Genomic DNA, 13,402 nt, shown 5'->3' with positions numbered 1-13,402 from the left:
ATTGAGACGCTGCACGGTACACATTGTTCCGGTTGCTTTCGTTCTGCCGTCCCTCCAGTGTCTGTCGAGGGTCCCGGCATGGCGGAAGATGATCGTTCCGTACCCGGAAAAGTGAACCTGCGGCGTCGCGCAAGATACCTTCCAGTGACCTGCCGATGGCGGGACCCCGATAAACTCGGCCCGGACAGGCCTTGTGCCCAGCAACAGAATGCGGAGTGATGCGGCGTGACGCGACCACGTGTGGGGGTGGCCGTCCTGACCATGGGGACCCGGCCCGCCGAGCTGCGTGCCCTGCTGGACTCCGTGGCCGGGCAGCGCGAACCCGCACAGCGGATCGTCGTCGTGGGCAACGGCGCGCCACTGCCCGAACTGCCCGACGGGGTCATCGGCATCGAGGTCCCGGAGAACCTGGGCGTCTCGGGCGGCCGCAACGTGGCGATCGAGGAACTGCGCAAGGCCGGTGACGTGGATGTCCTGGTCGACCTGGACGACGACGGCCTCCTGATCGAGGCGGACGTGATCTCCCGGGTCGCGGACCTGTACGAGGCCCACCCGCGACTCGGCATCGTCAGCTTCCGCATCGCGGACGAGAACGGTCTCACCCAGCGCCGGCACGTGCCGCGCCTGCGGGTCGACGACCCGATGCGCGGCGGCGAGGTCACCACGTTCCTCGGCGGCGGCCACTCGCTGTCCATGCCGATGCTGGAGGAGATCGGCGGCTGGCCCGACGAGTTCTTCTTCACCCACGAGGAGACGGACCTGGCCTGGCGCGCGCTCGACGCCGGCTGGAAGATCCGCTACGAGCCGGAGCTGGTGCTCCAGCACCCGCGCACCTCCCCCGCCCGGCACGCCGTGTACTACCGGATGACCGCGCGCAACCGCGTCTGGCTGGCGCGGCGCAACCTCCCCGCGCCGCTCGTCCCCCTCTACCTCGGCACCTGGATCCTGCTGACCGTCGCCCGCACCCGCTCGGTGACGGGCCTGCGGGCCTGGTTCGCCGGGTTCGGCGAGGGCGTCCGCACGGCCTGCGGCGTCCGGCAGCCGATGCGGTGGCGCACCGTACGCCGCATGACGGCGCTGGGCCGCCCGCCGGTCATCTGAAGACGGCGGGGCCACGACCCCCGGGCCCGGCCTGCCTGCGGCGGGCCGGGCCCTTCGCGCGCCACCGCCCACCTGCCCGGGGAGGCGTCGCGGACCCACGCGGCCGCCCGGCGGTCCGCGACGCCCGGCCGGATCACGCGGCCCGGCCGGATCATCCGGCCGGAACGGGCCCGCGGGCGGAACCGCGCGCCGGCACCGGGACCGGGGCCGGCGCCGGAGGCGGTGAAGAGGACGGCGACGCGGTGGGCTGCGGGCGGATCGCCGGCGGCTGGTCCGCCTGGTGCCGCAGCGCGCCAGGGAGCAACAGGGCCGCGCCGATCAGGGCCGCCGCCAGGGCGAGCAGCGAGGCCGTGCGCAGCCGGTGCGTGACACGGCCGGCGGACGGCGGGAGCGGGTGGCGCAGGTCGGCGCGGGTCACCGTGGCCGCTTTCGCCGCGAGCGCCGCGCGCAGTCGTTCTTCCGTGCCGGTCACCTCGGCACCTCCAGATGTCGCGCCAGGGCGTCCAGCGCACGGCTCGCCGTGGACTTGACCCCGCCCCGCGACAGGCCCAGGGTGTCGGCGATCTGCGCCTCGCTGAGGTTCGACCAGTAACGCAGCACCAGCACCTCGCGCTGACGGCGGGTGAGCCTGCGCAGCGCGCCGAGCACCTCGCGGTGCTCCTCGCGCAGCAGGACGTCCTCCTCGGGCGGCGGCGCGAGGCCGGGGCGCTCGGGCACGTACGCCCGTACGGTCCTGCGGCGGCGCAGCACCGACCGCGCGCCGTTGACGACGCAGCGCCTGACGTACGCCTCGGGGTCGTCGACCCCGGCGAGCCGGTCGCCGTGGCGCCGGTAGAGCGCGGCGAACGCGTCCTGCACCACGTCCTCCGCCGTCGGCAGGTCGTCGACCAGCAGCAGCGCCAGGCGGACCAGTTCCATCCTGCGGTGGTGGTAGAGCGCGTCGATGCCCGGGTCCTGGCGCGCGGCGCCGCCCGCGACGGACGGCGCTTCCCACTCCCGCGCTCCGGGCTCCTCCCGCCTGCCGGACAGGCTGCGCAGCAGCCGGCCCCGGACGCCCCACACGGGGCGTCCGGGGCGCGGCCGGTATATCGCGGACGAGGACACTCAGCCCCCGGCGCGAGCCGGGACCGGCGCCGGAGCGGCGTGCCGCCCGCTCACGGGCGAAGGGACAGCCTTCACGGGCGCGGGAACGGCCGTGGCGGGCGCGGGTGCCGCGTGCCGGCCACGGGCCGGAGCCGGGGCGGGGCCCGGGACCGCGCCGACCGGCGCCGGGACGGCCTTGGCGGGGGCCGGGGCCGACGGGACGGGGACGGGCGCGGCGCCGCCACCGCGCACCGGGGACGGAACGGGCGACGGGACCGCCCTCGCCGGGGCCGGCGCGGCCTTCGCCGGTGCCGCCTTCGCCGGGGCGGGGGCCGCCTCGGCGGTGGCCGCGTGGCCGCGGGCGGGGGCGGGCGCCGGGGACGGGCCGGCGGCGAAGGCCAGCGCCGTCCCGCCGAGGGCCAGCGCCGCCGCGGCGGCGGACACGCCCGCCACGACGCGCAACCGTCCCCGTGGGGCCCGGCGATCGTCGGTGGGGTGCTGAGCTGACATGCGGTTCCTCGAATCGGTCGGTCGTGCGGTGCTCTGACGGTGGAAGGCGCCTCCCACCACGACAGACGTCCGGGTCCCTCCCGGGTTGCGGGTGTGCACGGGAAACTTTTCCGCACGCCGCACGGACGGCATCAAGAACGCGGTCCGCGCGGGCGTCCGCTCCGTCCGGCACCCCCACGCTCCACTGGTCCGGACCGAAACCGAACGGACGTGCCCGGAAAGGAACTTGTGGCCCGGGACGCCATAAGTTAGGTTCGCCTAACTTTGACCACCGCTCCCAGGGGAGACGCTCTCATGGTGTTCCGGTCGGGCTCCGCGTCGCGCGCGGCCACACGTCTCGGCACGGCTCTTCGGGCGACGGCCGCCGTCGCCGCGCTCGGCCTGGGGCTCGCCGCCTGCGGCGGCGGGGACGGAGGCAGGGGCGGCGGGGACGGCCAGGAAGCCGGAGCGACGGGCGGCCGCGGTACGAGCGGCGGCCACGCCCTCCACACCGTCATGGGCGACGTGCAGGTCGGGCCGCACCCCGACCGCGTCGTCGTGCTCGACACCGACGCCCTCGACTCCGCCGTCACCCTCGGCGTGAAACCGGTCGGCGCCACCACCGTCGCGGCGGGCGCGCCCCTGTCCACGTACCTGGCGAAGTCCGCCGTCGCCGGGATCAAGCCCGTCGGGATCATCGGCTCGCCCGACCTGGAGACCATCGCCTCCCTCAAGCCCGACCTCATCCTCGGGAGCAAGGCCAGGGACGAGAAGAGCTACAAGGAACTGTCCGCGATCGCCCCGACCGTCTTCACCGGCACCACAGGACCGGCCTGGCGGCAGAACTTCACCCTCCACGCGCGCGCCCTGGACCGCACCGGGCGCGCCGCCGAGGTCGAGAAGGCGTACACGACGCAGGTGAAGCAGGTGGTCACCGCACTGGGCGGGGCCGGGAAGGCCAAGGCGACGACGGTCGGGTTCGTCCGGTTCGTCGAGGGTGCGGACATCCGCCTGTACCTCAACGACACGTTCGTCGGCTCGATCTTCCACGACCTCGGCCTCGGCCGCCCCGCCGACCAGGACAGGAACGGCTTCTCCCTGGACGTCGGCCCCGAACAGATCGACAAGGCCGACGCGGACGTCCTCTTCCACTCGACGTACGGGAACCCGGAGAAGGCCAAGGAGACCGCCGTCGTCGGCGGTCCCCTGTGGCACGGACTCACCGCCGTACGCCACCAGCGGGTGTACGCGGTGGACGACGACCTCTGGATGCTCGGCATCGGCTACACCGGCGCCGGGCGGATCCTGCGCCAGATCCAGGCCGACTACACCGGCGGCGCGGGGTCCTGAACCGACGCCGGGCCCTGAACCGGCGCGGGATCCTGAGCCGGCGCCGGTGCCTGAGCCGGCGCGCGGTCCTGGGCCGGCGCGCCGAACGTCGTCCACGCCGCCCGCTGCGGCACCCGCACGAGGGTCCTGCCCGCGACCGCGTTGAGGATCGTCGCCGCCCGCCAGGCGCCGAGCGTCAGGTCGGGCGCGCCGACGCCGTGCGTGTGCAGTTCCGCGTTCTGCACGTACAGCGCGCCGGGGACGCCCCCTTGGAGCGCCACCCGGTACGAACCGTCCACCCGGTAGCGGCCCCGCTCGTCCCAGTCGATCAGCTTGGCCATGCCGTCGAGGAACGGCGGCCGCACCGCCGCGTACCCGGTCGCGCACACGACCGCGTCCGTGCGCAGCGTGAAGGTGCTGCCCTGCTCCGGGTGGCGGCAGGCCAGTTCGTACGAGCCGTCGGCGGCGGTCCCGATGCCCGCGACCGTGACGCCCGGATGCAGCGCGGCGGGCGGGGGCGCGCCGCCTATCGTCCGCTCGTACAGCAGGTCGTGGATGTCCGCGAGCGTCTCCTCGCTGACGCCCTTGTACAGCTGCCACTGCCGCTCGACGAGCTCGTCGCGGCGGTGTTCGGGCAGGGCCCGGAAGTAGCGGATGTAGTCGGGCGTGAAGTGTTCCAGCCCGATCTTGGAGTACTCCATGGGCGCGAAGGCCGGGGTACGGGCCACCCACCGCACGTACGGCCCAGGGCTGTCGGCGCCCCGGCCGCCCTGCGTCCCACCGGTGCGGCCGGGTTCCCTGTACTGCCGCAGCAGGTCGAGGACGATCTCCGCACCGGACTGCCCGCCACCGACGACGGTCACGTCGCGCACGCCCGCGAGCCGGTCGCGGTGCGTACCGTAGTCCGCGCTGTGCAGGACGCGCCCGGTGTGCGCCGCCGTGCGGACGTACGGGCGTAACGGCTGCGGTACGACCGGTTCCGTACCCACCCCCAGCACGACCTGGCGCGCCAGGACACGCGTGAGCGCCGCGCCGTCGACGGCCCGGTAGGTGACGGCGAAGGCCGCCGCGTCCTCGTCCAGGGTGATGTCCGTGACGTGCGCGCCGAAGCGGCACGAGGGCAGGGACTCCGCGACCCACCGGCAGTAGTGGTCGTACTCGCGGCGGGGGATGTGGAAACGCTCCGAGAAGAAGAACGGGAACATCCGGTCGTGTTCGCGCAGGTAGTTGAGGTACGACCAGCGACTGGTCGGGTCCGCGAGGGTCACCAGGTCGGCCAGGAAGGGCACTTGGAGGACCGTGCCGTCCAGCAGCAGGCCGGGGTGCCACACGAACGCGGGCTTCGCGTCGAGGAAGAGGGTGCTGAGGCCGGGGGTCGCGTCGGCGAGCGCGGCGAGGGACAGGTTGAAGGGCCCTATGCCGACCCCGACGAGGTCATGGACGAGCTGTTCCGCCATACGGATCTCCTCCGTGGGAGGGGTGCGAGAACGACGTACACGCGCACGTGCAAGGTCGCGTTCCCCGTACGGCGGTGGCCGTCATTCCGCGACACCGGCTTCGCTGCCGGCCGTGCCGTAATCAACCCGCAGTGTACGAAGCGTTGTTGTCAATCGGCACCGGCCGACCCGGCGGAAGCGGAGCGGGACGGGGCGCGGCGGGGGCGAACGGGGGCGGCGGCCCGGGGGAGGCGCGGGCCGCCGACACCGCGCGCCCTCGCCACCGCTCTTCCCCGTGCGCGCTCCCCCGCCGACCCTCCCCGCCGCTCTCCCCTCGCGCGCTCCCTCAGGCCCGCAGGGCCCGGCCCCAGATCTCGGTGGCCGGACCGATACCGACGGACGGGACATGCGGGTCGTCCACGCCGACGGTGCCCAGCCGCACCCACCCCCAGGCGGTGAGCGAGGCGAGAGCCCCCGCGTTCCCCGGGTCGACACGGGTGACGGCGAGCGCCGCGTCCGTACGGGCGAGAACCGCTTCGAGCAGCCGCCCGGCCACGCCCATGCGCCGGTACGGCGGCCGTACGGTCAGCTCCGCCAGCGCGAACACCCGCCTGGAGACCGTCAGTTCCTCGACGTCCCACGGCTCGTCCGTGCCGAGCCCGCGCCACCAGTCACCCGACCTGTCGATCAGGTAGCCGTAGGCGTGACCCGCCGTCCTGCCGCCCGAACCGGCCACCACCATGTCGAACCCGTCCCGGCTGAAGGCGCGGTTGAACGCCCTCAGGAACGCCTGCCGGTCGTCGTACTCCGCGCCGTGCGCCCGGTGGTACGTCTCGACGAACTCGTCGGCGAGTGCCTCCTGCTGCTGCTCCGCCTGCCACCTGCTCAGGTGACGCAAGAAGACTTCTGCCACGTGAGGTTGTCCTCCCACCTGGGCCCGTGCGGACCGTGAACATCTGCGTCCATCGTCGCAGGGCAGGTGGGGGGACGGAAACAGCTCCGGAGATCTTGGGGGATCTTTGTCGCCACCGGCGGGCGGGGGCCGTGGCCGCCGCGACCGCCTCAGCCGCCGTCACCGTCCCGGACGCCGTCATCGTCACGTGCGCCGTCACGGACACCGTCATCGTCACGTGCGCCGTCACGGACACCGTCACCGTCACGTGCGCCGTCGCCGTCACGGGCACCGTCACGGACGCCGTCACCGTCACGGGCACCGTGACCGCGAACCCCTCCGTACGTCTGTCCGTGCCACCCCCCTTGCCACGGCGCGTCGCCACGGCCCGGGCCCGCGAACGCGGCAGTGCGGACACCGTTCCCGGGCCCCTTCCCCCACGGTGGGCCACCCTGTGCGCATCGTCACACCCCGGGAGTTGCCGCAGCATCTGCCACGTTCACCACGTATTCGTACCGTCTGCCCGCCCGAAGTGATCTTCGAATTGACGTACGGTGACGATTTGCGGCCACTCATCACCCGGCGTGTGCGGGCGGTTATCCTGTGGGGCGGTGCGACGCCTCATGGCGGGCACCGTCTTGTACGGGGGATGCGCGCCGCAGGCTCAAACCGGAGCGTCATACGACCGATCGGGTGCCGAGGGGACACCGGATCCGCCGGGTGCCGTGCCGCCACCGCAACAACAGGCGCCGCCACAGGGCCCGTACGCGATCCGTGCGGAACCGGGGGCGGCCTCAGTACCGCGAAGGGCTCATCCATGTCTCTCCCGTCCGTCCGCCCCGGCCTCCTCCGCGCACTGCGAGGCGGACACCGGCCGGCCGCCGCCCTGCTCGTCGGCGGGCTGCTGCTCGCCGGATGCGGAACGGCGACCACGGCGGGTGAGCACCACGAGGGAACGGGCGACCGGACCACCGGCCAGCAGGACGGCGCGGGGGACACCACCCAGAGCGGCCAGGGCGGCCAAGGCGGACAGGGCTCCGGGGACGACGGCAAGGCGAACCGCTCCGAGACCCGTTCGGCGCTCAGCGCCCGGATCCCGGACCAGGCCTCGCCCACCCTCCCCGGCGTCGGCCCCCGGATGACCGCGAAGATTTCCTCGGCCACGCGCCAGGCCGTCGTGGTGACCGGCGCGAACCACGACACGAACACCGCGACCTTCCGCCTCTACGAGCGGACCGACGGCGGTTCGCCGTGGCGCCCCGCCGCCGACGTCTGGCCCGCGCACAACGCCCTGCACGGCTGGACGACGCACCACATGGTCGACGACCGGCGCTCACCGGTCGGGGTGTTCTCCCTGACGGACGCGGGCGGCAAGTTCGCCAACCCCGGCACGAAGATGCCCTACGACCACAGCTTCCACTTCACCGCGTACGGGCAGGGCTTCGACGGCGAACCGCTCGCGGGCGCCTTCGACTACGTCGTGGCCATCAACTACAACCGCGACCCCGGCACGAGCCCGCTCGACCAGGACAAGCCGCTGGGCTCCGCGCGCGGCGGCGGCATCTGGATCCACGTCGACCACGGCGGGCCGACGCAGGGCTGCGTCTCGATCTCGAAGGACCACATCAGGCAGCTGCTGCGGCTGCTGGACCCGGCGAGCCACCCCGTGGTCGTGATGGGCGACGCGGCGTCGCTGGCCACCTGACCGGGCCGAACTCCGGCGCGCCGTTCCCCGGAACCAGGCCGAACTCCCACGCGCCGTTCCCCGGAACCGGGCCGAACTCCCACGCGCTGTCTCCCGGAACCGAGCCGAACTCCGGCACGCCTTCTCCCGCGCGCGTCTCCCGGCCGCCCGCCGGACCGTGTACGACGGGCCGGACTCCCACGCGCCGTTCCTCGGATCGGTCCGTCGGGCCGACGCGGTCGAACATCTGCTTGATGCCGAGGCAGCCCGGCCGACGTGGTGGCGGTAGGTACACCCCGGATCCTCCAGGCAGCCGGATCGATCAAGGGATCGGCCACGCCCAGGATGGTGGGTGTTCAGTGAAGCCGCGCCAACGGTTCCCGGAGGACTGATCCCCTTGAAGAACTTCCTGCCTCGTCGACCTATGCGCCGCGCGTCCACGGCGATGCTGCTGCTGGCGGTCACCGCCGGAGCCCTCACGGTCTGCGGTGAGGCTGTCGCATCACCCTCGGCCGCCGCGACTCCGTCGTCCGCGTCGGCTCCCAGGACGGCGTCGGCCGTCCCGGCGTCCGGCCACCAGGCCGGTTCGTCGACGCTCCACATGATCAAGAACCACGGTCACCGTCTGGCCTTCCACGTCACCTCGGGCCACCTGCCCGCCATCGTCCTGGACGCGGGCGGCGGCAATGACTCCTCCTACTGGAAGGACCTGGTGCCGAAGCTCTCCGCGGCGACCGGTTCCGAGATCATCACCTACGACCGGGCCGGGATGGGCGACAGTGACCCGGTCCCCGGCCCCTGGAACGTGCACGCCGCCACCGACGACCTCGCGGCCGGCCTGCACCAACTGGGCCTCAACCGGGACGTGATCCTGGCCTCCCACTCCGAGGCGGGCGAGATCGCGACCTACTTCGCCCGCTCCCACCCCACGATGGTCTCCGGCGCCGTGCTCATCGACGCCAGCCTGCCGGAGCTGTACACCGACAGCGAGATCGCCCGCATCGTCGCCGCGACCCAGCCGGCGCTCGCCGCGGCCGAGGCCGACCCCTCCACGCAGGCGAACCGTCAGCTCATCGCCACCGCCGAGAGCTACGTCCCCATGCACAAGGCGTACCACCACGTGACGTGGCCCGACAGCGTCCCCGCCACCGTCATGGTGTCGGAGAAGACCCCGTTCGACGGCTCACCCCAGGACGCCCAGCTCTGGCGCGACGCCGCCACGGAGTTCGCCCACGCCGGGCCCCACCGCACGCTCGTCACCGCCGCCGGCAGCTCGCACGACATCCCGATCGACCGCCCCGGCCTCGTCCTCGGCGAGATCGAGAAGATGGCCGCGACGCGCGGCTGAGACGGCCCGGCCGGTGTCCTGCGCTTGTCCGGCCGCAACACGTGGTCGCAGTCGGCGAGCCGGATATCGCGTTGGCCCCAGGGCACCAGAAGCGCGCCCGTGTTACCGGCGGCGCACACGTCTTACCGTGGGCAGGTGATGGACCGGGGTGGATGTCAACCGTGAACGCAGCGCACAACTGGCTCATATTCGACGGCATTGTGAAGCAGAAACTTTGACCGGCTCGTTAGTCTGAAACCGAGTACGGGTTGGGCGGGGGAGGCCTTGATGGATTCAGAAATGACCGCGCTGGCAGGTGCCGCGGGGTCCACGCTGGTTACTTTGCTGACGACGGAGGGGTGGCAGCGAGTCAAGGACGCCTTCACCATTATGTGGCGCAGGCATCAGCCGGAGCGCGTCGATGCCGTCGCAGCCGAACTCGGCTCCACCCGTGACGATCTGCTCGCCGCGCAGACCAGCGGTGACCGAGAGACACCGGCTGAGTTGGAAGCCGAGTGGCAGGGACGCGTTCGAAGACTGCTGGGCGCGCACCCCGAAGCTGCCGAGGGTCTCCGTGCGGTTCTGGCCGAATTGGGCCAGGCAGGACCGACACTCCCCTCGGTGACCCAACACGCATCCGTATCGGGGCATGCCAGGGTCTATCAGGCTGGCCGCGATCTGAACTACGGGCAACAGTGAACGGCCGCAACGATGCTCAGGCGCAGGGACACGGCCGCGTCTACCAGGCATCGGGTGACCAGCACATCGTTGAACATCACCACCACGGTCAGGACTGGTCAGGACCGGCTTCCGTACGTCGGCCCGCGGTCAGTCGTCTGCCGCTTGTGCTGCGTGACCGCACAGAAACGATGGAGCGCCTGCGTGCTGCCGTTGCACCCGGGGTCGGTGACCACGTATACGTGCTTCACGGCCTCGGCGGATGCGGCAAAACCGCCGTTGCCTGCACCGTGTTCCAGCACGCCACCGATGAGATGGGCCGCTTGGGTTTGTGGGTCAACGCCTCCGATCCGACCTCGCTACGAGCCGGCATGCTCGCAGTCGCAGCGGATAGAGGCGCCACCGACAGCGAACTGAGCGGAGCGCGAGGAGGCTTACGTCCAGCGGCCGATCTCGTTTGGAAATACTTGGAGAGTTCCGACCAGCCCTGGCTGTTGGTCATGGACAACGCTGACGATCCAGCCATCCTCCGTGACGGCGGATGGCTGCGAACCAGCCCGGCAGGCACTGTGATCGTCACCAGCAGGCAAGCGGCCCCGCACTGGTGGCCAGGCGCCGATCTGCTCCACGTGGGAGTACTGCCACGCGATGACGCCGCAATGGTGCTGCGTGATTTGGCCCCCCACGCGGGGACGGTCGAGGACGCTGCCGAGGTGGCCGACCGCCTCGGACGGCTTCCCCTGGCTCTCACACTCGCTGGTGGATTCCTGTCTCACCAAGTGATCGACCCATGGACGCTGGTTGATTACCGCCAGAAACTCGACGGAGTGGCCGGGGTCGATCATGTCTCGCTCATCGACCAGGGTTCCGTACTGGTCGGTGGAAGAGACTCCCGCCACTTGATCAGTCGTACGTGGCAGCTCTCACTTGAGGCCCTTGACGCGCGCGGATTGCCCGAAGCGGGAAGCCTCCTACGTCTGCTGGCCTGCTGGGCCGGCGATCCCTTGCCGCTCTCACTGCTGTCCGGCCTTGATCTAGGCGCCATGATCTCTGCTCAACGCGTCGAGTCAGCTTTGCGTGGGCTCCTTGATCAATCCCTCACAGAGCTGGTACCCGGTACGGTCCGCAGCCTGCGCACCCACGGTGTCCTCCTCGACAGCGTGGCTCAATCCACTCCCGCCGAATAACGCCAAGAAATTGCTTCGGCAGCCACCCGCCTACTGGGGGCCTACCTACCAGCAGCGTCCGAGCGGGGAAACCAGAGACCTCATGTGAGTCTGCTTGCGCCACATGTGACCGCGCTGTTGAAGCGCACAATGGATTGGTCGATCGGACGGGACACGGCAGAGGCCGCAGCTGATTGCTCTCTTCGAGTCGTTCTCTCCATTCACAGGTCCGGTGATTACACGTCCGCCCTTGCCCTTGCCGGCGAGGCCGCGGAATTGACGGAACGACAATTGGGACCGAACGCCCCACTCGTGTACAGGATTCGCAGTCGTGCGGCAAGGGCGCTTCTCAGGCTCGGGCGATTCGAAGAATCAGCGGCCATGCACAGAGAACTGATGGAGCAGTGCGAACGAGAATTGGGCCTCGACGCGCCGGAAACGCTGGAAAACTGCCTACTTCTCGCCGGCCCGTTGTCCAATATTGGTCGAATGCAGGAAGCCCTCCCGCTGCTTCGGCGTGCAGTGGAGGGGCGCACAGGGATTTTCGGGCACATGCATCCATTGACTCTTATTGCCCGAAAACATCTTCTGAGCATGGCCGAAGCAGCAGCGCCCGCGGAGAGGGATGACATTATCGCGGGCGGTCCTGTGTTGATGGAAGACTGCCGCCGCGAGCTTGGAGCGGATCACACTACAACCATTCAGGTCGAGCTGGACTACGCTTCCAGCCTTTCCCGTGCGGGGCGCCCTCATGAGGCCCTTCCGCACGCTCGCAGTTCTGTCGACAATTTTCGGCAGTGCTACGGTCCCGGCCATCCGCTCACCCTGAATGCGAGGACGACTCTCGGTAACGTGCTGGCTGAGCTGGGACAGTTGGGGGAGGCCATCGAGCAGACGGAACTGGTGGTCAACGGGCGGATCGACGTGCTAGGTCCGGTTCACCCCCATACCATTTTGGCTAAGGAACGCTTGGAGAGGTATCGAAGCTCGCATCAGTGAGTTCGAATCGACGAAGACTCACAGAAGTCCTCTACCGAGCACCGCCTCCCTCTCAGCACAACAGGCCTAGAAATCGTAGAAATGCGTCGGACCCGCGGGGAACCGCATTACCGCGCGCCGATCTCGTCCTGCTCGACATCAAGGAGGTGGCCGCGGCTCACTGCTGAGGCAACCGCCGTCCGGATTCCTCACACGAACCCGCAGGACATCTGTGTGCTACTTGGCCGGCGCGGGGGGAACACGCCAGGGAATGGTGAGGGCCGCCCGCGTTCGCCGTACGCCTGGGCAGCGTGCATCGTTTCCCCAGAAGCAGTCAGCCCTCCGACGCGTACCTCACGAAGTGCGCCCAGGCACCGACCGTGAGCGCCAGGCGCGGCCCCCCGACGTCCTTGGAGTCGCGGACGTGGATCGCGCTGGGGCCAGCCGCAACCTCCACACAAGAGTCTGTCTCGGGCCCGCTGCTGTAACTGCTCTTGAACCAGAGGGGGGCTATGACGCCTGCCCCAGCCGCGTTGGGGGTCATGTCTCTCCAAGCAGTCGCTCGATGAAGGCCATCGACTCCCTCGGCGTGAGAGCTTGGGCCCGGATGATGCCGTACCGCAGTTCGAGGATACGAAGATGCCTCGGCTCGGACACCGGGCGTCCGTAATCGGCTCCGGGAGAACGCCCTACGGCCGTGCCGTTCTCGAACTTCAACACCTCGATCCCGCCGTCCGCTCCGGCATGTTCCTCGCGGTCCATGGGCCCGCACGGCATCTCGTCGCCGAGTTGGCGGCCAACGCCGTCACCCATGGCCGCGTCCCTGGACGGGACTTCCGTCTCACGCTCCGGGTGACCGGCGGGCTTCTTCGTATCGAGGTCGCGGACACGCGCGGTGAGCGCCTGCCCGAACTCGGCCGGCCCGGCTCGGACGCCGAGTCGGGACGTGGGCTGCTGCTCGTGGACGCTCTCGCGGACCGCTGGGGCGTCGCAGACGATCACTGTTCGGGCAAGATCGTCTGGGCCGAACTGCGTGTCGTGCCACCGGGACACGTGGTTCCACGTTCCGGTGCCACGGGCGCCTTCCTCCAAGGAACATGAGAGGGAAAGAACCCCCGCCAAGCCCACCCCTCCGCCCGTCGAGGGAGTCGCCGGCCACCGTCACCCGGGCGGGTGAACATCCCTGGCTCAGCTGGCTTTCCCATCCCCCTGCTGCTCTACGCTCAGCGCGACAAGCGA

14 protein-coding genes and 1 pseudogene are annotated in these 13,402 nt (G+C 70.8%); 8 read left to right on the top strand and 7 right to left on the bottom strand.

The features are described 5' to 3' along the window. Nucleotides 1-225: 225 nt before the first annotated feature. Nucleotides 226-1,101 (top strand): glycosyltransferase family 2 protein, encoded by an 876-nt coding sequence (locus OG310_RS18600; protein WP_329457002.1) that lies wholly within the window; start codon nucleotides 226-228, stop codon nucleotides 1,099-1,101. 151 nt (nucleotides 1,102-1,252) lie between these two features. Here OG310_RS18600 and OG310_RS18595 read toward each other — a convergent pair whose 3' ends face one another. The 3 genes from OG310_RS18595 to OG310_RS18585 are packed head-to-tail and all read right to left on the bottom strand — an operon-like array spanning nucleotide 1,253 to nucleotide 2,694. After that, a complete protein-coding gene (locus OG310_RS18595) occupies nucleotides 1,253-1,573 on the bottom strand; it encodes a hypothetical protein (protein WP_329457001.1) in 321 nt (106 codons plus the stop codon). After that, nucleotides 1,570-2,163, bottom strand: a complete 594-nt coding sequence (locus tag OG310_RS18590; RefSeq protein ID WP_329457000.1) for a SigE family RNA polymerase sigma factor — start codon at nucleotides 2,161-2,163, stop codon at nucleotides 1,570-1,572. Before OG310_RS18590 ends, OG310_RS18595 begins: the two co-directional genes overlap by 4 nt. A 42-nt stretch (nucleotides 2,164-2,205) precedes the next feature. Then, nucleotides 2,206-2,694 (bottom strand): hypothetical protein, encoded by a 489-nt coding sequence (locus tag OG310_RS18585; protein ID WP_329456999.1) that lies wholly within the window; start codon nucleotides 2,692-2,694, stop codon nucleotides 2,206-2,208. Nucleotides 2,695-2,988: 294 nt separating this feature from the next. Here OG310_RS18585 and OG310_RS18580 point away from each other — a divergent pair, with 294 nt between their 5' ends. After that, the gene (locus OG310_RS18580) at nucleotides 2,989-4,023 is read left to right on the top strand and encodes an iron-siderophore ABC transporter substrate-binding protein (protein WP_329456998.1); all 1,035 of its coding nucleotides are present in this window, start codon (nucleotides 2,989-2,991) and stop codon (nucleotides 4,021-4,023) included. Here OG310_RS18580 and OG310_RS18575 read toward each other — a convergent pair. Then, complete coding sequence (locus tag OG310_RS18575; protein WP_329456997.1) at nucleotides 3,999-5,459, bottom strand: lysine N(6)-hydroxylase/L-ornithine N(5)-oxygenase family protein; 1,461 nt, start codon at nucleotides 5,457-5,459, stop codon at nucleotides 3,999-4,001. The genes OG310_RS18580 and OG310_RS18575 overlap by 25 nt on opposite strands. 325 nt (nucleotides 5,460-5,784) lie before the next feature. After that, nucleotides 5,785-6,351, bottom strand: a complete 567-nt coding sequence (locus tag OG310_RS18570; protein ID WP_329456996.1) for a GNAT family N-acetyltransferase — start codon at nucleotides 6,349-6,351, stop codon at nucleotides 5,785-5,787. 796 nt (nucleotides 6,352-7,147) lie between these two features. Here OG310_RS18570 and OG310_RS18565 point away from each other — a divergent pair. From OG310_RS18565 to OG310_RS18545, 5 genes are all read left to right on the top strand, one after another. Beyond that, nucleotides 7,148-8,035 (top strand): L,D-transpeptidase family protein, encoded by an 888-nt coding sequence (locus OG310_RS18565; RefSeq protein ID WP_329456995.1) that lies wholly within the window; start codon nucleotides 7,148-7,150, stop codon nucleotides 8,033-8,035. 403 nt (nucleotides 8,036-8,438) lie between these two features. Continuing rightward, nucleotides 8,439-9,362, top strand: coding sequence for an alpha/beta fold hydrolase (locus OG310_RS18560; protein ID WP_329456994.1), 924 nt, complete (start codon nucleotides 8,439-8,441; stop codon nucleotides 9,360-9,362). Between the two features lie 279 nt (nucleotides 9,363-9,641). Then, nucleotides 9,642-10,040 carry a hypothetical protein gene (locus OG310_RS18555; protein WP_329456993.1) on the top strand — a complete coding sequence of 133 codons (399 nt, stop codon included), beginning with the start codon at nucleotides 9,642-9,644 and terminating at the stop codon, nucleotides 10,038-10,040. Continuing rightward, nucleotides 10,037-11,206 (top strand): NB-ARC domain-containing protein, encoded by a 1,170-nt coding sequence (locus OG310_RS18550; protein WP_329456992.1) that lies wholly within the window; start codon nucleotides 10,037-10,039, stop codon nucleotides 11,204-11,206. Before OG310_RS18555 ends, OG310_RS18550 begins: the two co-directional genes overlap by 4 nt. Nucleotides 11,207-11,335: 129 nt before the next feature. Further along, nucleotides 11,336-12,184: a tetratricopeptide repeat protein gene (locus OG310_RS18545; protein ID WP_329460243.1), complete on the top strand. Its 849-nt coding sequence runs from the start codon at nucleotides 11,336-11,338 to the stop codon at nucleotides 12,182-12,184. Nucleotides 12,185-12,497: 313 nt separating this feature from the next. Here OG310_RS18545 and OG310_RS18540 read toward each other — a convergent pair whose 3' ends face one another. Both OG310_RS18540 and OG310_RS18535 read right to left on the bottom strand, forming a co-directional pair. Then, on the bottom strand, nucleotides 12,498-12,707 hold the full coding sequence (locus tag OG310_RS18540; protein WP_329456991.1) for a DUF397 domain-containing protein: 210 nt from the start codon (nucleotides 12,705-12,707) through the stop codon (nucleotides 12,498-12,500). Further along, a pseudogene (locus OG310_RS18535) lies at nucleotides 12,704-12,934 on the bottom strand (Scr1 family TA system antitoxin-like transcriptional regulator); the annotation flags it as partial. The pseudogene OG310_RS18535 and the gene OG310_RS18540, both read right to left, overlap by 4 nt. On the opposite strand from OG310_RS18535, the gene OG310_RS18530 reads away from it, so the two are divergent. Further along, a complete protein-coding gene (locus OG310_RS18530) occupies nucleotides 12,908-13,264 on the top strand; it encodes an ATP-binding protein (RefSeq protein WP_443078683.1) in 357 nt (118 codons plus the stop codon). The pseudogene OG310_RS18535 and the gene OG310_RS18530 overlap by 27 nt on opposite strands. Nucleotides 13,265-13,402 lie beyond the last annotated feature (138 nt).

Origin of the sequence: Streptomyces sp. NBC_01497, assembly GCF_036250695.1 — a bacterium.
In the GTDB taxonomy this organism is placed as follows: domain Bacteria; phylum Actinomycetota; class Actinomycetes; order Streptomycetales; family Streptomycetaceae; genus Streptomyces.
This window is presented reverse-complemented; position numbering and strand designations above follow the sequence as displayed.